A 20,792-nucleotide genomic window follows, 5' to 3' on the forward strand; every position below is an offset into this window, starting at 1 on the left:
AAAAACAATGGCATACGATAAATTTACTATACTTACCAGCAGTGCAGTGCCACTGCCAATTGAGAACGTCGATACAGATCAAATTATTCCGGCTCGTTTCTTAAAAGCTACAAAACGTGAAGGTTTTGGAGATAATCTTTTTAGAGACTGGAGATATAACGGAGACGATACTCCAAAAGCTGATTTCGTTTTAAACGATTCGACTTACAGTGGAAAAATATTGGTTGGAGGAAAAAACTTCGGTTCAGGATCTTCTAGAGAGCACGCTGCTTGGGCAGTTTACGATTACGGTTTTAGAGCTGTAGTTTCTAGTTTCTTTGCAGATATCTTCAAAGGAAACTGCTTAAACATTGGTGTTTTACCAGTACAAATCAGCCCTGAGTTTTCTGAAACTATTTTCAAAGCAATCGAAGCTGATCCTAAAACAGAATTAGAAATCAACTTGCCAAACCAAACGATTACTTTATTGGCAACTGGGCAATCAGAGTCTTTTGCGATTAATGGTTACAAAAAGAACAACATGATCAATGGCTTTGATGACATTGATTATTTGCAAAATATTAAAGAAGACATTAAAGCTTTCGCCGATAAGCTTCCTTACTAACAAACAACCTAAAAAATGCAGTTACTCAAGCTCAGCTTTACAGGTTGATCTTGGTAACTGCTTTATAATTTATAAAACTGCCTGACTCAAAATTCGAACAGTTTTTACAGTCATATCATATTTGAAATGGAAAAAAGAAAAATTGAAATAATGGATACGACGCTTCGTGATGGTGAACAAACTTCAGGAGTATCATTTTCTGCTGCAGAAAAACTAACCATTGCGCAATTATTACTGGAGGAATTAAATATTGATAGAATCGAAATTGCTTCGGCGCGCGTAAGCGAAGGAGAATTTCAGGCCGTAAAAGGCATTACTTCATGGGCCGAAGAACGCGGCTATATTAACAGAATCGAAGTCCTTTCGTTTGTTGACGGCGGAGTTTCGATTGAATGGATGAAAAAAGCCGGCGCCAAGGTACAGAATTTGTTGACCAAAGGCTCAATGAACCACTTAACGCATCAGTTAAAAAAAACACCGGAACAGCATTTTTCTGAAATCGCCAAAATCATTGCTTTAGCAAAAGAAAATGATATTGAAACGAATGTTTACTTAGAAGACTGGAGCAATGGAATGCGAAATTCTCCTGAATATGTGTTTCAATTTCTGGATTTCTTATCTACACAACCCATAAAAAGAATTTTACTGCCGGATACTTTAGGCGTTTTAATTCCGTCTTTGGCTTTTGAATTTATTTCTAAAATCAGAACAAAATATCCGCAGATTCATTTTGACTTTCACGCTCATAACGATTATGATTTAAGTGTTGCCAATGTTATGGAAGCTATAAAGGCCGGTATAAACGGACTTCACGTAACGGTAAACGGAATGGGAGAACGCGCCGGAAATGCACCTCTTGAAAGTACGGTTGCCGTAATAAATGATTATCTGCCAGAAGTAAGCATTAACATCAAAGAAACTTCTTTATACACCGTAAGCAAATTAGTCGAAACGTTTACCGGATATAGAATTCCTGCCAACAAACCTATTGTGGGCGACAATGTTTTTACACAAACCGCAGGAATCCACGCTGACGGAGACAATAAAAATAATTTATATTTTAATGACTTGCTTCCGGAACGTTTTGGAAGAAAAAGAAAATACGCTTTAGGAAAAACTTCCGGAAAAGCTAATATCGAGAAAAATCTTCAGGAATTAGGTTTGAAATTAAATCAGGAAGATTTGAAATTGGTTACCCAAAGAATTATCGAACTGGGCGATAAAAAAGAAACTGTTACTAAGGAAGATCTTCCATACATTATTTCAGATGTTTTGGACAGTCATACTTACGAAGAAAAAATTACTATTGAATCCTATATGCTGGTTCATTCTAAAGGAATGCGACCATCCACTACTCTATCTTTAAATCTTAATGGAGAAATAATAGAAGAAAATGCACAAGGCGATGGTCAGTTTGATGCTTTTATGAATGCTTTATCCAAGATTTACAAAAGCAAAAAACTAACGCTTCCAAAATTGATCGATTATGCAGTGAGAATCCCACCAGGAAGTAGTTCTGACGCCTTATGCGAAACTATTATAACCTGGACAAACAACGGAAAAGAATTTAAAACAAGAGGATTAGATTCCGATCAAACAGTTGCGGCGATTATTGCAACTCAAAAGATGTTGAATGTGATTGCCTAAGGTGCTAAGTTGCTAAGACTCTAAGATGCTAAGATTTTTTCTTTGAACTTAGAGTCCTAAAAATTAAAACCTTAAGAAAAAAATTAGAACATTTAGAACCTTAAAAAAAATTATAAATTAGAATTCTGACTTACTAAGAAAAAAAACTTAGAACCTTAGCAACTCAGAACCTTAGAACCTTAAAAAAAATGAAATTTAACATAGCCCTTTTAGCAGGAGACGGAATTGGTCCTGAGGTAATAAATGAAGCTGTAAAAGTATCTGATGCTATTGCAAAAAAATTCAATCACGAAATAACATGGACACCAGCTCTTACTGGAGCTTGCGCTATTGACGCAGTTGGAGTTCCTTATCCAGACGAAACACACGAAGTTTGTATGAAAGCTGATGCAGTTTTGTTTGGAGCAATTGGTCACCCAAAATATGATAACGATCCAAGTGCACCAGTTCGTCCGGAGCAAGGTTTATTATTAATGCGTAAAAAATTAGGATTGTTTGCTAACGTTCGTCCAACGTTTACTTTTCCTTCTTTAATTGATAATTCTCCATTAAAAAGAGAAAGAATCGAAGGAACTGATTTAGTTTTCTTAAGAGAATTAACTGGCGGAATTTACTTTGGAGAAAAAGGAAGAAAAGACAATGGAGATACTGCTTTTGACAACTGTGTTTACACAAGAGCCGAAGTACAGCGTTTAGCTAAAAAAGGTTTCGAATTAGCGATGACACGTTCTAAAAAACTATGCTGCGTTGATAAAGCAAACGTTTTGGAAACTTCACGTTTATGGAGAGAAACCGTTCAGGCTATGGAAAAAGATTATCCGGAAGTTACAGTTTCTTACGAATTTGTTGACGCTGTTGCCATGCGTTTGGTTCAATGGCCAAACTCTTATGATGTATTGATCACAGAAAATTTATTTGGAGATATCTTAACTGACGAAGCTTCTGTAATTTCTGGTTCAATGGGATTAATGCCTTCTGCTTCTGTTGGAGAACATACTTCATTATACGAACCAATCCACGGATCTTATCCACAAGCAACTGGATTAAATATTGCTAATCCATTAGCTACAATTTTATCTGCAGCAATGATGTTCGAAGATGCTTTCGGACTAAAAGATGAAGCTGAAGCAATTAGAGCAGTTGTAAATAAATCATTAGAACAAGGAGTTGTTACCGAAGATTTAGCTGTAAAAGGATCAAAAGCTTACAAAACAAGCGAAGTTGGAGACTGGCTTGTAGAGAATCTATAGTTTTATTTGTTTCAGGTTTCAGGTTTCAGGTTTCAAGTTATTATTGGAACGTGAAACCTGAAACTTGAAACAATTTAAACAAAAAAAGGGATCAACTTTCGTTGATCCCTTTTATATATTTAGAAAAAAATATTAATATCCTCCTCTGTTACCACCACGGTCATTTCCACCACGGCTGTTTCCTCCACCATAACCTCCGCGTGAATCTCCACCACGGCTGTTATTGTTGAAGCTTCTTCTTTCACCTTCAGGTTTCGGTTCAGATTTATTAACTACAATTGAACGACCTTGAACAGTTGCTCCGTTCAATTCATCAATTGCTTTTTGAGCTTCAGCATCGTTTGGCATCTCAACAAAACCAAAACCTTTGCTTCTTCCAGTAAATTTATCAGTGATAATTTTAACTGAATCTACTGCTCCGTAAGCCTCGAAAGACTCTCTTAAATCTGCTTCCTCAATACTGAATGGAAGGCTTCCAACAAAAATGTTCATATGTACTTATTTATAATAATGTAGCAAATGTAGTCTTATTTTTCTGTAATCTACTATATATTAGTTTATTTATGTTTTTATTTTGATTTTAAAAATCGGCCAATACGCCCTGAATTCACGAAAAAAATTACATATGATGAACAATATCACTTATTTCAAGCGGAACTTTATAAAAAACACCTTCTGTAAAATTAATTTTTGGATTCTCAGTATCGCTTCCATCTTCATTTACCGCAGTAAATTTAAATGTTCCAGAAATCGTATTATTACCCGCGTCGTAATCTGTAATAACAATTTGTCCGTTACCAGTATTTGTTCCTGTAGAAAATGAAGACAATTCGGCAGGCAGCGTATTTTCGTAAGACGCTTTTGAAGTTTCATTAACTCCTAAAATAAAAGTTTCTTCTGCAGAAGAAGCAGTTTGCAAAATAACTTTTTCGTACCCTAAAGATCCTTCAACAAATACAGTCCCGTTTGCACCTAAATAAGCTTTATACGTTTGAGCTCTCCAGAAAACATTATTTTTCAGGGTTTGAAAAGCCGGATTGTTAAATTTCACATCTTCTGTACAAGAGGTAAGCATTAACAAAAAGGATAAGAAGTAAAAATATTTTTTCATATATAAGATGAATTTAATGCAAAAGTATCGCATTATGAGATAAATATTTAAAATTAAAAGTCAAAAAAAAGCTAAAAATCTGTCTTAAATATATTTAATACTTTTTGAAACGGATAATTGATAAAAAAATTATATCTTTGCGCCCTTAATTAACAGAGGTCGAGTACCTCAAAATTTAATCATAAGATTATGTCAGTAAAAATTAGATTACAAAGACACGGTAAAAAAGGAAAACCTTTTTACTGGGTTGTAGCTGCAGATGCACGCTCAAAAAGAGATGGTAAATACTTAGAGAAAATCGGTACTTACAATCCAAACACAAACCCAGCAACTGTTGAGTTAAACCTTGACAGCGCAGTTAAATGGTTACACAATGGTGCACAACCAACTGATACTGCCAGAGCAATTCTTTCTTACAAAGGTGCTTTATTGAAACACCATCTTGATGGAGGTATCCGTAAAGGAGCTTTAACTCAAGAACAAGCTGATGCTAAATTAGCTGCTTGGTTAGAGGCAAAATCTGGAAAAGTTGATGCTAAAAAAGATGGTTTATCAAAAGCGCAAGCTGATGTTAAAGCTAAAGCTTTAAAAGCTGAAAAAGAAGTTAATGCTAAACGTTTAGCTGCTGCAGCTCAGGCTGAAGCTGATGCTATCGCTGCTGCAACTCCTGCAGTTGAAGAAGAAGTTGCTGAAGTAGAAGCAGAAGCTGCTACTGAAGAAGCTCCTGCTGCTGAAGAGAATAACGAAACAACTGAAGCATAATTTTACTTAGCGATAATGCGTAAAGAAGAATGTTTTTATTTAGGTAAAATCGCTAAAAAATTTAGTTTCAAAGGTGAAGTTCTGATCTATTTAGACACAGACGAGCCTGAGTTATACGAAAATCTGGAATCAGTGTTTGTTGAACACAACAAACACTTGGTTCCTTTTTTTATTGAAACAAGTTCTTTACATAAAAACGACTTCCTTAGAGTTCGTTTTGAAGATGTAAATAATGAGGAAGAGGCTGATGCACTTGTTGGCAATGCTGTTTATCTTCCTCTATCAATGCTGCCAAAACTTTCTGGCAACAAATTTTATTTCCATGAAGTTATTGGTTTTGAAATCGAAGATCAGCGTTTAGGTATTTTTGGAAAAATAGTTGCTGTTAACGATACTACAGCACAACCTCTTTTTGAAGTTTTAAATGGCGAAGTAGAAATCTTAGTTCCAATGATCGACCATTTTCTGGTAAAAATTGACCGGGAAAACAAAAAAGTAATCATGAATCTGCCTGAGGGTCTGGTTGAAATGTACCTTTAAAAAAGTATTCAGTTTACAGTTTTTAGTATTCAGTCACTGCCTTTCGCAATTTATTTTTAATTTTTTAGAAATGTCTCTATTTAGTTTCAAACAATTTTCTATCAAGCAAGATAAAACTGCAATGAAAGTAGGCACAGATGGCGTTTTACTTGGCGCTTGGGCTCCAATTCACCATAATCCCTTCAGTATATTAGACATTGGTGCAGGAACAGGAATCATTGCCTTAATGCTTGCTCAGAGAACTCATGCTGAACAAATTGACGCCTTAGAAATTGATGAAGATGCTTATGAACAAGCAGTAGATAATTTTGAAAATTCTCCTTGGGCAGATCGGTTATTTTGTTTTCATGCCGGATTGGATGAATTTATTGAAGAACCTGAAGACGAATATGATTTGATTGTTTCAAATCCTCCTTTTTATGCTGAGGATTATAAGACTGAAAATGAACAACGCGATTTAGCTCGTTTTCAGGATGCAATGCCTTTTGAAGAACTTGTAGAAGCTGCCGATTTGTTACTTTCTGAAAACGGAATATTCGCTTTAATTATTCCATTCAAAGAAGAAGAAAAATTCATCGCTTTAGCGAAAGAATCTGAATTGTATCCCATAAAAATAACCCGCGTTAAAGGAACCCCAAAATCTGAAATCAAGCGCAGTTTGTTGGCTTTTAGCCGAAACGAAAGCCCAAAAATTGAGATCGATGAATTGACTATCGAAATTGACAGACATGTTTATACTCCTGAATATATTGAATTGACAAATGAATTTTATTTAAAGATGTAAAACATCTTTGTAAAAGTTTGAATCTTTGACAAAGATTATATGATTTTTATTTCTCATTTTTAGCAAAAAGAATTGCTCTTTCTAAAACTTCATCCTTACCTTGTTGGATACCTAAAATTGTTGGCTTTATTTCAATATCAGGAACTATACCAATGCGTTGGGTTTCCTTTTTATCGGGATAAAAAACACCATAAGTTGTAAAGGAAGTCCAAATGCCTTTTATAATTTCGAATCGGTAACTTCGTCCATCCGAACCCGCTGTCTGACTACCAATTACAGTTGCTTTTGGAGCCACTTTGAGTGTCATAGCGGTAAATTCAGAATGACTTATCGATTTTTCGTTCACTAAAAGAATAACATTTCCTTTATAATAATCTGGATTAATTTTTCCACAAGTTTCGTCGTTTTTTCTCCAAATATACCGTCCCTGGAGAATTTAAATCAGCATCAATAGATTTCACAAAATCTTTTGGTTGTGGATTTAAATATTCTGCGATTGCAAAATTAGTCCCTTGTGGGTAATTTCGAATGTCAAAAATAATGGCTTTGGAATTTTTAAACTGCTCCATCATAGCAGGAACATCATCTGGAGTTAAAACCGCCATATTAGCATAACCAATATTGTCAGCTAAAGATTTGTATTTCTCGCTATTATTCTCATAATTAATTTTTAGATCATTATAGAGGTATTTATGTATTGTTTTTGTCTCCGTTTTGTTATTTCTTGTCAATTCAATTGTAGAGGTATCTGTATTTCCGAAAAAAATTGGATAATCTATCTTATTTAAAACTGCATCATAATTAGATCCTTCAATGTATTTTTGATTTTCTTTTATGAGATCCACAATTGATTTTCCTTCTATCTCAGTAATAACATCTCCTATTCTTATATCATCTATTTTGGATAAAGATTCATTTTTAAACCCCACAACAACTGCTTTATTATCAATAATTTTAAAATCAAAAGGAATTCCATGTCGTCCAAAATAATCGAATAGTTTATTTGCTCCAAACAAGGCATGAGAATCATTTAGTTTAGCACTAAATTCTTTTAATGAAAGATAATAATCCGTTTCAGAAACAGGATTAATTGTTCTGGGCAAGAATTCGATCAAAGTCAAATCCCAGTTCTGATCCATTTGATATTTGTATGGAAAGAAATATTCAACATAATTCCAGAAACGAAACAAAAGCAAAAGACGGAAGTTTTTATCTTCATCATCGAATTTTGTATATTCTACTTCATTTCTAAATTCAGTTCCCTGCTCAACATAATATTGCTTTCCCTGAATTTTATTTTGTTCAATAAATTTAAGTTTTTGAGAAAGACTCTTAGAAAAGAACTCTGTATTTTGTGTCCACGAAAGATCAAAATTCTTGTCGAAATAATCAATTTTTTCTGCTGGGACTTCAGCTTTATAAGCTTTAACTTTTCCTAACGAAGTAATCCATTTTTCTATAATATTGGAGAATTCTATATCTGTTTTCGCTTCTTCTATTTTTGGTAATATTTTGAAAAGCTGTTCGTCCCAATTAAAATTTCCATTTGCAACATTCGGATGATAATATTTTAAAAATCCCCAAACTTTGCAAGTCGCAGCAAGTTTTTGAGTTTCGTTAATGGGTTTTGAAAATGCATTTTGAAATAATAATACAAGTACAAGAAGCAGTGTTTTCTTCATTAGAAAAAAGTGGTTAGGTTAGTTAGTTTTGGTTTAATTTAAACTTGCTCAAAAATACTTTTGAATTGATATAATATTCTTTCAATCAATCGTAAATCTTCGGTTACAATTTCAGCACTGCCTTTCATTTCCTGCTGAAATAGGATTTTCTTTTTATATGAAGTTTCCAGTCCGTCTGGGAGCGCAACATCCAATAGTAAATTTCCATCTTTATCGGGAACAAGAGATATATTCTGAATCTTTCCCCTTAAAACTCCAAACTCTCTGTCGGGAAAATTTGCCAGACGTATATTCACTTTTTGTCCCACTTTTATTTTTCCAGAATTTAAGGCCGGAGCTTTTACTTTCCCAATAAAACCATTTTTCTCATCAGGAATAATCGAGAAAACATTATCTCCCGAATTGATCGTTTGGTTTTCTGTCCAAACCTGCAAAAAAGTAACTTTTCCACTGATAGAAGATTTTAAGGCATAAGCCAGTTCCCAGTCTTTTATCACTTTTTTAAGCTGATAAAATGACTGCGCCATGTTTCTGCCCAGGTTAACTTCTTCTTTAGTGCTGTTTGCCTGCGAGCTCTGGCTCGATTTTGTATTATCGATAAGAGAAGATCTTAACTGAGAAATCGATGATAATAAGCCTCTATAACTCTTTTGTGCCTGAAGAAAATTCAGTTTTTTAGCTTCCATTTCCTGAGCCGAAATAATGCCTTTATTGAATAAAACTTCAAAACGGGCAACTTCATTCTTTTGAAGCTGGAGTTCGCTTTCATTGATTACTTTTTGCTGCTGCAGAATCTCCAGTCTTTCCTTTATTTGAATTTTTTCAGAAATCTGTGCTCTGTTTTCAATTGCAAAAGGCTGCAGATCGTGATTTAATTCCTGTGCCTGATAATCTTTTTGAAAAACAGCATAAGCACTTTCTATTTCTCCCAACTGTGTGTTTTTTAGTTTTGAGAACGGAAATTCTTTTTTTGGATCATTGATATTATAATTATCAACAATGCTTTTCAACAGAAAAACATCATTATAATTCGCCGTATTTTCTATAATGGCAAGTGTACTGTTTTTAGATACAATCGATTTGTTTTTAACCAAAATAGCTTCAATGCGTCCAGATGATTTGGCCACAATTTTCTCTGGAGGAATATTGGTCGTAATAACAATCTCTGTATTGACAACATCCGGATATTTTATAAACCAGGAAACAAAAAAGAGCATCAGTATGATTACAAAAATCAAAACCGTTCCCCAGCGGATCATCCAGTGCGGTACTTTGGTGAGAATGTCCTGAACTTCCTCGCTTCTTAATTCGAATGTGCTGTTATCTTCTTCCATGATTAATTTCCTAACTGCAATTGATTTTTAACCAATTCAAAATAATTCCCTTTTTGTTCAACCAAAGACGAATGTGAACCTATTTCGATAATTTTTCCTTTTTCTAAAACCACGATCTGATCTGCATTCATAACAGTGCTTAAACGATGCGCAATTACAATTACAGTTTTATTTTTAAAAAAAATATCTAATTTCTGCATAATTACTTTTTCGTTATTCGCATCCAAAGCTGATGTCGCTTCATCAAAAAACAATATTTCCGGGTTTTTATAAACCGCTCTTGCAATTAATAAACGTTGTTTCTGTCCAGTACTCATTCCGGTTCCTTCGGCGCCAATTTTTGTATTATAACCCAAAGGAAGCTCGCTGATATATTCTTTTATATTGGCAACCTCTGCGGCATAAACCAATCGTTCTTTATCTACTTTATCTACTCCAAAAGCAATATTATTAGCTATTGTATCACTGAAAATATAACCTTCCTGCATGACTGCTCCGATATTTGAACGCCAGGCTTTCTGCGAAATGTTTTTTAACTGTGAGCTGCCAATATTGATTTCGCCTTTTTCAGGTTCATAAAACTTAAGAAGCAGTTTCATTAAAGTGGTTTTTCCGCTTCCACTCACACCTACTATTGCAGTTACTTTATTGGCAGGAATTACAAGGCTTAAATTATCCAAAACCGGAATATCTGATCCTAAATAGCGATAGGAAAGATTTTTAATTTCAATATCTGCATCATACGGAACATCATTGGTCTGATGAATTTCCTGCTCGGTTTCATCTTCCTTTTCATGAATTTCAGATAATCTTGCCAAAGATATTTTAGCATCCTGAAGTTCTCTCACAAATTCGATAAGCTGGGTTATGGGTCCATTTAAACTCCCCACAATTGAACTTATAGCCAGCATTACTCCGAGGGTAATCGAACCATCAATTACCAACTTAGCGGAAAGAAATATGATAAAAATATTTTTTAACTGATTAATTATTGATGAACCTATTGCTTGAGTCTGTTCTAAAACCAAGCCTTTTATTGAAACCCTAAATAATCTTGCCTGTATATACTCCCAGCCCCAGCGTTTTTGTTTTTCGGCATTGTGGAGTTTAATTTCCTGCATACCGTTAATAAGTTCCATTACTTTACTTTGTTCCTGAGAAACCTCTGCAAAACGCTTATAATCCAGAACTTCCCTTCTTTTCAGAAATAAGGTAATCCATCCAAAATAAAAAATACTTCCTACAAAAAACACTAAAAATATCTGGAGATTAAAATAAGCTAAAACTCCCCCCATGACAAACATATTAATTACAGAAAACAATACATTTAGAGAGGACGTGGTCAGTATTTTTTCGATTCTTCTATGATCATTAATACGCTGCATAATATCTCCTGTCATTCTCACATCAAAAAAGGAAATAGGCAGATTCATTAGTTTAATAAAGAAGTCTGAAATTAAGGAGATATTTATTCTGGTTGAAAGGTGCAGCAAAATCCAGCTTCTGATAAGTTCTAAACCAGTTATTCCTGCAAAAACAAATAACATTGCAAACAGGATAAGATATATAAAATGAATGTTTTGGTTTTGAATACCAATATCAACTATACTTTGGGTTAAAAAAGGAAAAATCATCTGCAGTAAACTGCTGGCCAAAAGTCCAATAATTAATTGAACTAAAAATGATTTATATCGCCAGACATATTGAGACAACATTCCAAAGCCTAAACCTTTATTGTCTTCCTTATCAAATTCTGACTGAAAGAATTTTGGCGTGGCTTCTATAAGTAAAGCAATACCTTCTTTAGTAGAATCATCGGCATTATTTCCGATCCAGAATTTTAGAAAATCCTTTTTGTTATATTCAATTAATCCAAAACCGGGATCTGAAATATAGTAAGTTCCTTTTTTTATTTTATAGAGTACAACGTAATGATTTTTGTTCCAATGCAAGATACATGGCAGAGGTGCTTCTTCGAGTCTTTCTGCATTTAATTTTACTCCTAGAGTCCTGAATCCAATTTTCTCTGCAGCATCGCTTAAAAAAAGCAAATTGCTTCCCTCACGAGTTGTCTCGCTGCTGTCGCGCAACTCCTGAATGTTGATTGTTTTACCGTAATGTTTGGCAATGATCTTTAAACATGTAGGTCCGCAATCTTTAAAATCTGCCTGTTTGTAATGGGTGAATTTTTTCAATTCTGATATTTGGGTTTATTCATAGCAATATTATACAAAAATTCTTAAAAATATAAATCAAAGTTTTAATTAAATAGACAAATTTTGATTTTTTATAATTGAGCTTTAACTAATTTTAGAAAACAAGAAAGCTTTGTTAAAAATAACAAAGCTTCTTTAGTTTATATTTATTTTAAATCCTAGTCTCAAGGGGACAATTGTAATCAATCAATCCACTACATCTTTACCATAGTCGGCAATGTCAAACTATTGCCCTCCGCTTCCGCTTCAAATAATGCTTTTCTTTTCATAATTACTTAAAGCTTCAGCTCCGGATAAACTTTTCTTGATAATTAGTTTTTGTTTGTTACTACTTCAATAATTTTAAAATACCTGAAGTTTTGTTTTTTCACTTCAAAACATCATGTATAGTAATTTTATTACTCATTCTATTAATAACAAAAAAAAGAGAGAACATAATTCTCTCTTAAATATTCAATATATTTTAGTAATACCAATTTCTCTAGGAGATGGCACTTGATCAGCCCTAACCAAATAAAACCGACCCAAGTGACCAATTATCCTGAGAATCCCGACACCAATCATCAATGTTGGGATAAATTGCTCAATGTTCCACGATCGAGCGCCTACAAATTAAAAAAAACATGACTAAATTTTAAAAAGGCTTTATTGTATATTACTTTAAATAATTTAAAAAATTAGTAGCAAAGGATGATTTGAAAATTCTCTGCCGGCTTCTACTCTAACAATAACCGTACAATTTTTTAGTTTCCTCCAGAATAATTTAATTCTGAAAAATAATCTGTACAATCATCATAAGCTATTATCGAATTTGCATCACATTTAGATGATACTTCTTTACTAAAGATATCAATGATAGTTTTTTGTTCACTAGCACTTATTTCTTGCGTTCCTTCCAGGTTTAATATATTTTTTAACATAACTGTAAATTTTTAATTGTTAGAGAATTTATCAAATGTCAAACTAGGCTATTCTTTCTAGTACTGTTGTCTCTTTTTCTTCGACAAAATCGTTTAAAAAATATTTCAATTCGCTTAATTCGTATTCATTAGGAAACAATCTTTCATTAACAATTTTTACCGGAGTGTAATTAAAGTTGTTTTTAGAACACCACTCGTATTGTTTATTTATTTCCTGATTTATCATCATGCTGACATTGTCAACATTCCATTTTTTTAACCATTTTTTCAAACTCATTTTTTTAATATGCCAGTCTGAGATGGCTTCAACTGTTTTTCCCGGTGTTGACCTGTTTATTGTTAAAAGTCTTTCTACAACTGCCTTATACGGATTGTCTATGTTTTCAGGATTGATATTGAATAAAACACTTAGATAGATTTTGTCGGGAAATTTTAAAACTAAGTCAAAAGCTTCCTGAAATGTTTTATGACAATGAACACAACTTGGACTTATAATTACGGCCAGTTTTACAACGGCACTTCTGTTTCCAAAATTTAGCCCTCTTAAATCTTCAAATCCATTTTGATGAGAAACTTTTTTAGATAAAAAGTTTAGCAATGAATAGTTTCTTTTAAATTTTTTAAGCTCCTTTAAAGAGTTTTCATTATTAAGAACATCTTTTGCAATTGATTTTACAACAAATGCAATTGGTATTAGAAGAATTAAAGAAAATAAAAACGGGAAAATTGTACCAAAACTAAAGCTTAACGTAAATAAGTCTGATGAAAACCAAATTATACTTTGTGTAAATATTAAAAAGGAAACCATTAAACACATCACACACCATCTTTGAAGTTCAAATTTTTGAATCCAGATTGAAGACACAATAATTGGAATCGCCAATAAACTTAAAAATCCAACAAAAATTGACGAGCTAAGAGGCTGTACTAATATTGAAATAAAGCTTGCACCAAAAAACAAAAGTGGTAAGTCTGAAAAACTAATCCATCTGTTCTCATAATTCTCGCTAAAACTCAAAACAGAGTTACAAGAAGAATTTGTACTTAGATTACAAAAGTTCGTAATAAGATTGTTCTTAAAGCCAAGCTTTTCCTGAACGATTAAAATACTTACAATTAATCCTAAAGCTGATGTTAACAAAAACACAGTACTAAAAAAACTGTATGAGCTATAAAAAAATGATAATCCAGCTACAAGTATAAAAGGTATAAGATATTTTAACCAGTTTAATTCAACTTTTAAATTTTCTCTTGCTACTACATTATTCGGTTCGATTGCAACAATTACTCCATTCCAGTCTAAAAGGAATTTTTCGTATGAAATTTTTTGGACACCTTTTTTAATAGTGTTAATACGAACGAAATCTTTTGCTTTTTCAACTAAGATTAATTCTTCTTTAAAATAAGCTAAAAAGTTTGACGGTAAATCAACTATTTGTTCCTTTGGAACTCTTATAGCAGCATTCTCTATCGACAACAAATCAAACGAATCTGTTATCGCAAATAAACTTGGATAATTAGGGTGTGAAAGAAACAAGTCTTTAAACTCATTCTTTACATCCGAATATCTGTTTATTTGAAGAAATTTTTGGATAAGTTTTAGCATCTTTGAAACCTGTTTTAAATCGAATTACAGTACAAAGATTGTTGTTTTTATTCAAAAAATATTGCCGAAAGCACACATTTTATATATTATACTACATACAATTTATAAATTATAGTAGTTATAATTTAATGATAAATCACTGATTTACAAATAATTAACCTTTTATTAATTTTAAAAAAGAGTTCAAAACCCAATTCTCGATCAAGAGGTTTGCATTTTCTTTAGTTTTGATAAATCAGTAACCGTAACATGTAAAAAGATGGCAAATATTAAATTAAATTTCGAAGATTTTGAGACAGAAAAGTTATCAAAAAACCAACAAAAAATGGTAGTAGGAGGAGATCCAGTACCTGGTCCAGTTGATCCTGGAAAAGGAGGAGGAAGTGGGACAACATAAAATTTGATCCTTAATTATTCAGTGTAAGTCACTAATAAATAAATTCTAAATGTTATTCGCAAATTGAGCTGGAGATACTCCAGTTCTTTTGCGAAATGATTTAGCAAAAGATACTGCATTTTTAAAGCCTACACTTTCGGCGATAGCCTGCGTTGAATATTTTCTATACATATGATTGGTGATCATCTCATTAATCACATAATTGATTTTTAATTCATTTGAATATTCACCAAATGATTTACCAAATCTCTTATTTACAACATAGGATAAATATGTGGTATTTGTTTTTATCTTTTTTGCAACGTACGACAGCGTAAAATCAGCATTTAAATACTCTAATTTATTTTCAAGGGCTAATAGTTTTTCTACTATTTTATTCTCTTTTGCCTCATCAATACTTAGAGTTACAATCTCTTTTTTGAGATGGATTTCTTCCAATTCGAACATTTCCTGTTCCACAATTTCTTCCGGCACAATTTCAGCATTATTTTTCTTCTCTATATTTGCTTTAAACTCTTCTATTAAAGCATTCATTTTTTTGTGTGCCTTATTTTTATCTCTTATATTTTTGATTAACAAAAATACAATTGCCACAAATAACAAGACATAAAAAACTTTTAAACCTCTATTTAGAAAAACTTCATTTTTATATTTTTCCTCGATATTAACCATTTCATCCGTCAAATCATCTACTCCTTGCTTATAGTTAACTTCAAGTGCTTCTGTATTTAGCTTAGCTTCAAATTTTTCATAATTATCCAAATAGATTCGCGAGTGCTTATATGCGAGTTCCGGTTTTTTCTGGATGTTATAAATTTTTGCCTGATAAAAATTAGATTTAAGATAATCTATTTCATTAACTTTTGTTATTTCTGAAAGCGAATCGCATTTTTTAAAGAAAACAAGTGCTTTATCGTACTTTTTTGTAGTAAAATAAATATCTCCCAGATTATAATTTGCAACACATAAAATGTCTTTTTGATTGTTTTGGCTCGACAAAAACACTACATCGTAGTATGTTTTTTCTGCATTTTTGTAATCCCCTTTCCAATTGTAGATATTACCCAGACTTAATTTTGCCTTTATTTTATTCTCAGCAAAGTTTTGGGAGTAATTTATAGATTTTTTATAATAATATTCTGCAGAATCCATCAAATGTTTTTTACTTACATTTTTCATGTAGTAACTTTCATAAGAGCTTCCTAAACCAGTATTGACATTACTTTTATAATTCAGCAGCTGTTCTTTAGTAAAAACACTTTCATTTTGATCAATAAAATCATTAAGCTGCTTTAAATTCTTGATGGCCAGTTGATAATTTCCAACTCCTTCATTAATTAATGCAATATTGGCTTTGAATTTAAATATCTGCTTGACATCATTAATCTGCATAGAAAGCTTAATTCCCTGCTGATAAATTTCAAGAGCTTTGCTAAAATTCCCTCTTTTCCATTCAGACAAGCCTCCATAATTGTAGATATAGGACTTTAATTGTATTTTGTCTCGGGATTCAGGCATTTTTTCTAAGTAAAAAAATGCTTTTTTATATTTTTCTTGAGATTGTTTTACATCTCCTTTCATTTGCAGCAAGCTTGATATCGCTGCATTTGCAAAAGCTAAATGTTTATTATTATTAGATCGCGCTAATTGATTAGCATATACAAGGGCACTATCGACATTCGCATTAAAGTTTAGTCGAATTTTATCCTGCAATATGAGATACTCCTCTTCAGTCAGTGCACTTATCTGTTGGGCAAATGCAGTATTAAGAACAAAAAAAAGTACAAAAGAGATGATCAGCCTCATTCAATTTATGTTTTTTTGGAATCTCAAAATTAGGTTATAAATTATCAATAAACTAAAATTAATTCACCTTATTTGTGATTATTTTTTAACTAATGTATAAAAATATAACAATTTAACTTTGTTTTGTTATATTTTTATTGCGTAAATTTGTTTTGTAAAATTACTCAAAAATGAAACCAGACTTATTTCAAGCTCCAGATTATTACAACCTTGACGATTTGTTAACAGACGAACATAAATTAGTTCGAGAATCTGCACGTGCGTGGGTTAAAAGAGAAGTTTCTCCTATTATTGAAGAATATGCTCAAAAAGCAGAATTTCCTAAACAAATTATAAAAGGGCTTGGAGAAATTGGCGGATTCGGACCTTATATTCCTGTTGAATATGGAGGTGCCGGTTTAGATCAAATTTCTTATGGCTTAATTATGCAGGAAATTGAAAGAGGAGATTCTGGTGTAAGATCAACTTCATCAGTACAATCTTCTTTAGTAATGTATCCTATTTGGAAATACGGTAACGAAGAACAGCGTATGAAGTATTTACCAAAACTGGCAACCGGTGAATATATAGGATGTTTTGGTTTGACAGAACCAGATCACGGTTCTGATCCGGGAAGCATGATTACCAATTTTAAAGATATGGGAGACCATTACCTTTTAAATGGTGCCAAAATGTGGATCTCGAATGCTCCTTTTGCAGATATTGCTGTTGTTTGGGCAAAAAACGAAGAAGGAAGAATTCACGGTTTAATTGTTGAACGCGGTATGGAAGGGTTTACAACTCCTGAAACTCATAATAAATGGTCGCTTCGTGCCTCTTCAACCGGAGAATTAATTTTTGATAATGTAAAAGTTCCAAAAGAAAATTTATTACCAAATAAATCTGGTTTAGGAGCTCCGCTTGGCTGTTTAGATTCAGCACGATACGGAATTGCGTGGGGAGCAATTGGAGCTGCAATGGATTGTTACGATACTGCTTTACGCTATTCTAAAGAAAGAATTCAATTTGGAAAACCAATTGGAGGAACTCAATTACAGCAAAAAAAATTGGCCGAAATGATTACCGAAATCACAAAAGCACAATTATTAACATGGCGTTTAGGCGTTTTGAGAAACGAAGGAAAAGCTACAACTGCTCAAATCTCGATGGCAAAACGTAATAATGTCAATATGGCGATCCAGATTGCCCGTGAAGCAAGACAAATGTTAGGCGGAATGGGAATTACAGGTGAATATTCAATTATGCGTCACATGATGAATCTGGAAAGTGTTATAACTTACGAAGGAACTCACGATATTCATTTATTGATTACCGGAATGGATGTAACTGGAATTCCAGCATTTAAATCATAAACATCTATTAAAATATATATAAAAACAATATAAAAAAGCTTCTTCTAACCGAGAAGCTTTTTATATTTGCCCCAAAATTTACATAAATGAATATTGAAACTATAAACAATAGCATTCAACCTCAAAAAGAACAGCTTTTAAAACATTCATTGTACAATAAAATCCAAACAATTGATGACTTGCATAGTTTTGTAGAAAATCACGTTTTTGCTGTTTGGGATTTTATGTCTTTATTAAAAGCACTTCAAGCCAAACTTACCTGCACAACAACACCTTGGTTCGCCACTAAAAATCCTGAAACAAGATATTTAATCAATGAAATTGTTCTTGCCGAAGAGACCGATTTAAGCATCGACGGAAGAAGACAAAGTCATTACGAAATGTATCTTGAAGCAATGGAAGACTGCGGTGCAGATACTACAGAAATCAACAAATTTTTAGCCGAAGTAAATTCGCTTCACAATATTTTTGTTGCTATTAAACAAAGTTCGCTTCATCCGGAAATAAAAGCTTTCCTTGATTTTACTTTTAGAGTTATCGAAGAAGGAAAGCCGCATCAAATTGCCGCAGCATTTACTTTTGGAAGAGAAGATTTGATTCCGAGTATGTTTACCGAAATCCTGAAAAACTTTCAAAAAAACCTTCCGGATACCAATTTAAGCAAATTGCTTTATTATTTCGAAAGACATATTGAACTGGATGCAGATGAACATGGACCAATGGCAATGCAGATGATTACCGATTTATGTGAAGACGACGCACAAAAGTGGAAAGAAGTTGAAGAAGTTTCAATTCTGGCTCTAGAGAAACGAATTGGACTTTGGAATGCCATTGAAGAAGAAATTCTAATGAAAACAGAAATGGTCTAAAAACCAGAACAAGATATTTAACGTAACTATTTGTTTAAACAAGCCAAATTAATTTAAACAAATTATGAAACCGCAATTCAAACAAATAGTTACCGTTATTCTTTCAGCATTTTTATTAAGCTGCAGTCCCGAAGAATCTTCTTCAGAAACTCCTGTTTCGCCAGGACCTGTAACTCCTTCTCCCACAACACAAATTCCGACGACTCCAATTTCTAAATCCATAAATTATCTGGCTTTAGGAGACAGTTATACAATTGGGCAAAGCGTTTGCGAAACCTGCAGATATCCGGAACAGCTCAAAACAAGTTTAAAAGCACTTTATCCCGAAACGAGTTTTTCATTAAAAGTAATTGCAACAACAGGCTGGACAACTACAAATTTACTCACAGCAATAAAAGAACAAAATCCAGAATCAAATTATGATTTGGTAACTTTATTAATTGGCGTAAACAATCAATATCAACACAGGGATTTTTCTATTTATGAAAAAGAATTCCCAGAATTAGTTACAAAAGCAATTGCATTGGCCAAGGGCAATAAAAAAAATGTAATCGTACTCTCGATTCCAGATTATGCTTATACTTCTTTCGGAATGATGTTTGGAACTGAGGGAAGAATGAAAATCACCGAAGAAATCAACAAGTACAATACTTTTGCCGAAAACTACTGCATGATGAATGACGTAACATTTGTTTCCATTACTGATATTACCAGAAACGGATTATACAATACAAGTTTAGTCGCCTCAGATGGTTTACATCCTTCGGAATCTGCTTATACAATGTTTGTTGAGCGTATGATGCCAAAAGTAAAAATGACCTTACAAGATTAATTTTTTATTTTAAAGAAGCAGAGATTTAATTTTCAAAAGACCATTTGTCCCGCTATACACTTTATCTTTTGTGGTCTCGTTAAAGAAACGAGACCACAAAAGGATACCGTTTCTATCGGGGCTAGTAAAGGAAAATTTCGTTTTTTCAAGAAAAATATACTTAATTTTACCAAAAGCAAAGTGATAATCGATTATAACCATGCAAGTTTCACCATCAAAAGAGTTGTCACCATATATTAAGCATTATCTGTTTTTAGATAATACAGAAACTGCTGTACAAAAATTTCGCTTATTTTCTGATGGGAATACTGGTCTTGTGTTTTCGGTAAAAAGCAAACTCATTTCTGAAATTAATAAATACGAAGTAAAAGAGTATCTCCCCGCTTCGTTTTTATACGGTCAGCTCAACGGCTTTAAAGATCTTTATTCTGAGAATGAAATAACGCTGATAATTGTCGTTTTTCAACCCAGAGGAATCCATCAATTATTAGGAATTCCTGCCAGTGAATTTCACGATTCTATTATTCCTGTTGAAGATGTATTTGACCAAAAAATTACTGCTCTTCAGGAAAAATTATCCCAACCAAACAATCAAACACGAGTTGAACTTTTAAATCATTTTTTTAGATCATTGATTGCCGAAAAATCGATTTCAAATCAGTTAATAATAGACCTTTCTTTAAATTTTATTATTGCCAGTAAAGGTCATTTTTCTATAAAACAATTAGTTGAATATACTGGTTACACCGAAAGGCATCTTGAAAGAAAATTCAAAGAATGCATCGGATTAAATCCAAAGAAATTTGGCAGCGTTATAAGACTGCATCATTTCTTAAAATTATTAAAAGACAAGCCTGGCAACACCAATCTAACAGCAATCTGTTACGATGCCGGATTTTCAGATCAATCACATTTAATAAAAGAGTTTAGAAAACATACAGGAATAACCCCAAAGGAATATTTATGCAATACCGGAAAATTAACCAATAATCTTATAAAAAGATTTCCTGCCTCGTCATTCTAAAATGTCGGTTTTATACAATTTATAAAATATTACTAACGCTATTTTTGGCTAAAATT

At 32.7% G+C, this 20,792-nt stretch carries 20 protein-coding genes; 11 read left to right on the forward strand and 9 right to left on the reverse strand.

Translation table 11 applies throughout. The features are described 5' to 3' along the window. Window positions 1–7 precede the first annotated feature (7 nt). From leuD to leuB, 3 genes are all read left to right on the forward strand, one after another. Entirely contained in the window at window positions 8–604 is a 597-nt protein-coding gene (gene leuD, locus ASD98_RS17150) for a 3-isopropylmalate dehydratase small subunit (RefSeq protein WP_056206643.1), read from the forward strand. Window positions 605–730: 126 nt separating this feature from the next. Beyond that, the gene (locus ASD98_RS17155; RefSeq protein WP_056206645.1) at window positions 731–2,251 is read left to right on the forward strand and encodes an alpha-isopropylmalate synthase regulatory domain-containing protein; all 1,521 of its coding nucleotides are present in this window, start codon (window positions 731–733) and stop codon (window positions 2,249–2,251) included. Window positions 2,252–2,439: 188 nt separating this feature from the next. Next, window positions 2,440–3,501, forward strand: a complete 1,062-nt coding sequence (gene leuB / locus ASD98_RS17160) for a 3-isopropylmalate dehydrogenase (RefSeq protein ID WP_056206647.1) — start codon at window positions 2,440–2,442, stop codon at window positions 3,499–3,501. A 132-nt stretch (window positions 3,502–3,633) separates the two neighbouring features. On the opposite strand, the gene ASD98_RS17165 is transcribed toward leuB, so the two are convergent. Then, window positions 3,634–3,993 (reverse strand): RNA-binding protein, encoded by a 360-nt coding sequence (locus tag ASD98_RS17165; protein WP_053471494.1) that lies wholly within the window; start codon window positions 3,991–3,993, stop codon window positions 3,634–3,636. 127 nt (window positions 3,994–4,120) lie between these two features. Continuing rightward, a complete protein-coding gene (locus ASD98_RS17170) occupies window positions 4,121–4,612 on the reverse strand; it encodes a DUF6252 family protein (protein WP_056206650.1) in 492 nt (163 codons plus the stop codon). A gap of 189 nt (window positions 4,613–4,801) precedes the next feature. Here ASD98_RS17170 and ASD98_RS17175 point away from each other — a divergent pair, with 189 nt between their 5' ends. The 3 genes from ASD98_RS17175 to ASD98_RS17185 all read left to right on the forward strand — a co-directional run bounded on the left by ASD98_RS17175 (window position 4,802) and on the right by ASD98_RS17185 (window position 6,698). Then, window positions 4,802–5,374: a 30S ribosomal protein S16 gene (locus ASD98_RS17175; protein ID WP_056206652.1), complete on the forward strand. Its 573-nt coding sequence runs from the start codon at window positions 4,802–4,804 to the stop codon at window positions 5,372–5,374. Window positions 5,375–5,389: 15 nt separating this feature from the next. Next, window positions 5,390–5,914, forward strand: coding sequence for a ribosome maturation factor RimM (gene rimM / locus ASD98_RS17180; RefSeq protein ID WP_056206654.1), 525 nt, complete (start codon window positions 5,390–5,392; stop codon window positions 5,912–5,914). A 70-nt stretch (window positions 5,915–5,984) separates the two neighbouring features. Further along, window positions 5,985–6,698 carry a tRNA1(Val) (adenine(37)-N6)-methyltransferase gene (locus tag ASD98_RS17185; protein WP_056207417.1) on the forward strand — a complete coding sequence of 238 codons (714 nt, stop codon included), beginning with the start codon at window positions 5,985–5,987 and terminating at the stop codon, window positions 6,696–6,698. A gap of 46 nt (window positions 6,699–6,744) precedes the next feature. On the opposite strand, the gene ASD98_RS17190 is transcribed toward ASD98_RS17185, so the two are convergent. The 6 genes from ASD98_RS17190 to ASD98_RS17210 all read right to left on the reverse strand — a co-directional run bounded on the left by ASD98_RS17190 (window position 6,745) and on the right by ASD98_RS17210 (window position 14,456). Beyond that, window positions 6,745–7,134, reverse strand: coding sequence for a S41 family peptidase (locus ASD98_RS17190; protein ID WP_082577882.1), 390 nt, complete (start codon window positions 7,132–7,134; stop codon window positions 6,745–6,747). Next, window positions 7,079–8,380, reverse strand: a complete 1,302-nt coding sequence (locus tag ASD98_RS17195; RefSeq protein ID WP_056206657.1) for a hypothetical protein — start codon at window positions 8,378–8,380, stop codon at window positions 7,079–7,081. The genes ASD98_RS17190 and ASD98_RS17195 overlap by 56 nt, the downstream gene beginning before the upstream one ends. A gap of 38 nt (window positions 8,381–8,418) precedes the next feature. Continuing rightward, window positions 8,419–9,714: an HlyD family secretion protein gene (locus tag ASD98_RS17200; RefSeq protein WP_056206659.1), complete on the reverse strand. Its 1,296-nt coding sequence runs from the start codon at window positions 9,712–9,714 to the stop codon at window positions 8,419–8,421. A gap of 2 nt (window positions 9,715–9,716) precedes the next feature. Beyond that, window positions 9,717–11,909 carry a peptidase domain-containing ABC transporter gene (locus ASD98_RS17205; protein ID WP_056206662.1) on the reverse strand — a complete coding sequence of 731 codons (2,193 nt, stop codon included), beginning with the start codon at window positions 11,907–11,909 and terminating at the stop codon, window positions 9,717–9,719. A gap of 764 nt (window positions 11,910–12,673) precedes the next feature. Next, window positions 12,674–12,850, reverse strand: a complete 177-nt coding sequence (locus ASD98_RS24050; RefSeq protein ID WP_157849158.1) for a hypothetical protein — start codon at window positions 12,848–12,850, stop codon at window positions 12,674–12,676. Between the two features lie 43 nt (window positions 12,851–12,893). After that, window positions 12,894–14,456, reverse strand: coding sequence for a vitamin K epoxide reductase family protein (locus ASD98_RS17210; protein ID WP_056206664.1), 1,563 nt, complete (start codon window positions 14,454–14,456; stop codon window positions 12,894–12,896). Between the two features lie 259 nt (window positions 14,457–14,715). Between ASD98_RS17210 and ASD98_RS23865 the strand changes: the two genes are divergently transcribed. Beyond that, window positions 14,716–14,853 (forward strand): rSAM-modified peptide, encoded by a 138-nt coding sequence (locus ASD98_RS23865; protein WP_128414856.1) that lies wholly within the window; start codon window positions 14,716–14,718, stop codon window positions 14,851–14,853. 45 nt (window positions 14,854–14,898) lie between these two features. On the opposite strand, the gene ASD98_RS17215 is transcribed toward ASD98_RS23865, so the two are convergent. Beyond that, complete coding sequence (locus tag ASD98_RS17215) at window positions 14,899–16,659, reverse strand: AraC family transcriptional regulator (RefSeq protein WP_056206668.1); 1,761 nt, start codon at window positions 16,657–16,659, stop codon at window positions 14,899–14,901. Between the two features lie 170 nt (window positions 16,660–16,829). Between ASD98_RS17215 and ASD98_RS17220 the strand changes: the two genes are divergently transcribed. The 4 genes from ASD98_RS17220 to ASD98_RS17240 all read left to right on the forward strand — a co-directional run bounded on the left by ASD98_RS17220 (window position 16,830) and on the right by ASD98_RS17240 (window position 20,736). Beyond that, the gene (locus ASD98_RS17220) at window positions 16,830–18,011 is read left to right on the forward strand and encodes an acyl-CoA dehydrogenase family protein (RefSeq protein ID WP_056206671.1); all 1,182 of its coding nucleotides are present in this window, start codon (window positions 16,830–16,832) and stop codon (window positions 18,009–18,011) included. Between the two features lie 86 nt (window positions 18,012–18,097). Beyond that, on the forward strand, window positions 18,098–18,880 hold the full coding sequence (locus tag ASD98_RS17225; RefSeq protein ID WP_056206674.1) for a DUF3050 domain-containing protein: 783 nt from the start codon (window positions 18,098–18,100) through the stop codon (window positions 18,878–18,880). A 64-nt stretch (window positions 18,881–18,944) separates the two neighbouring features. Beyond that, complete coding sequence (locus ASD98_RS17230; RefSeq protein ID WP_056206677.1) at window positions 18,945–19,712, forward strand: SGNH/GDSL hydrolase family protein; 768 nt, start codon at window positions 18,945–18,947, stop codon at window positions 19,710–19,712. Window positions 19,713–19,911: 199 nt separating this feature from the next. Then, window positions 19,912–20,736: a helix-turn-helix domain-containing protein gene (locus ASD98_RS17240; RefSeq protein WP_056206683.1), complete on the forward strand. Its 825-nt coding sequence runs from the start codon at window positions 19,912–19,914 to the stop codon at window positions 20,734–20,736. Window positions 20,737–20,792 lie beyond the last annotated feature (56 nt).

Source organism: Flavobacterium sp. Root186 (genome assembly GCF_001428525.1).
Taxonomy (GTDB): Bacteria; Bacteroidota; Bacteroidia; order Flavobacteriales; family Flavobacteriaceae; genus Flavobacterium.

Bases quoted from the DNA above. Each gene is read 5' to 3' on its own strand.
- ASD98_RS17200 (WP_056206659.1), bottom strand. From the start codon at position 9,714: ATGGAAGAAGATAACAGCACATTCGAATTAAGAAGCGAGGAAGTTCAG.
- rimM (WP_056206654.1), top strand. From the start codon at position 5,390: ATGCGTAAAGAAGAATGTTTTTATTTAGGTAAAATCGCTAAAAAATTT.
- ASD98_RS17240 (WP_056206683.1), top strand. From the start codon at position 19,912: ATGCAAGTTTCACCATCAAAAGAGTTGTCACCATATATTAAGCATTAT.
- ASD98_RS17230 (WP_056206677.1), top strand. From the start codon at position 18,945: ATGAAACCGCAATTCAAACAAATAGTTACCGTTATTCTTTCAGCATTT.
- ASD98_RS17225 (WP_056206674.1), top strand. From the start codon at position 18,098: ATGAATATTGAAACTATAAACAATAGCATTCAACCTCAAAAAGAACAG.
- ASD98_RS23865 (WP_128414856.1), top strand. From the start codon at position 14,716: ATGGCAAATATTAAATTAAATTTCGAAGATTTTGAGACAGAAAAGTTA.
- ASD98_RS17175 (WP_056206652.1), top strand. From the start codon at position 4,802: ATGTCAGTAAAAATTAGATTACAAAGACACGGTAAAAAAGGAAAACCT.
- ASD98_RS17170 (WP_056206650.1), bottom strand. From the start codon at position 4,612: ATGAAAAAATATTTTTACTTCTTATCCTTTTTGTTAATGCTTACCTCT.
- ASD98_RS17220 (WP_056206671.1), top strand. From the start codon at position 16,830: ATGAAACCAGACTTATTTCAAGCTCCAGATTATTACAACCTTGACGAT.
- ASD98_RS17165 (WP_053471494.1), bottom strand. From the start codon at position 3,993: ATGAACATTTTTGTTGGAAGCCTTCCATTCAGTATTGAGGAAGCAGAT.
- ASD98_RS17185 (WP_056207417.1), top strand. From the start codon at position 5,985: ATGTCTCTATTTAGTTTCAAACAATTTTCTATCAAGCAAGATAAAACT.
- ASD98_RS17195 (WP_056206657.1), bottom strand. From the start codon at position 8,380: ATGAAGAAAACACTGCTTCTTGTACTTGTATTATTATTTCAAAATGCA.
- ASD98_RS24050 (WP_157849158.1), bottom strand. From the start codon at position 12,850: ATGTTAAAAAATATATTAAACCTGGAAGGAACGCAAGAAATAAGTGCT.
- leuD (WP_056206643.1), top strand. From the start codon at position 8: ATGGCATACGATAAATTTACTATACTTACCAGCAGTGCAGTGCCACTG.
- ASD98_RS17210 (WP_056206664.1), bottom strand. From the start codon at position 14,456: ATGCTAAAACTTATCCAAAAATTTCTTCAAATAAACAGATATTCGGAT.
- ASD98_RS17155 (WP_056206645.1), top strand. From the start codon at position 731: ATGGAAAAAAGAAAAATTGAAATAATGGATACGACGCTTCGTGATGGT.
- leuB (WP_056206647.1), top strand. From the start codon at position 2,440: ATGAAATTTAACATAGCCCTTTTAGCAGGAGACGGAATTGGTCCTGAG.
- ASD98_RS17215 (WP_056206668.1), bottom strand. From the start codon at position 16,659: ATGAGGCTGATCATCTCTTTTGTACTTTTTTTTGTTCTTAATACTGCA.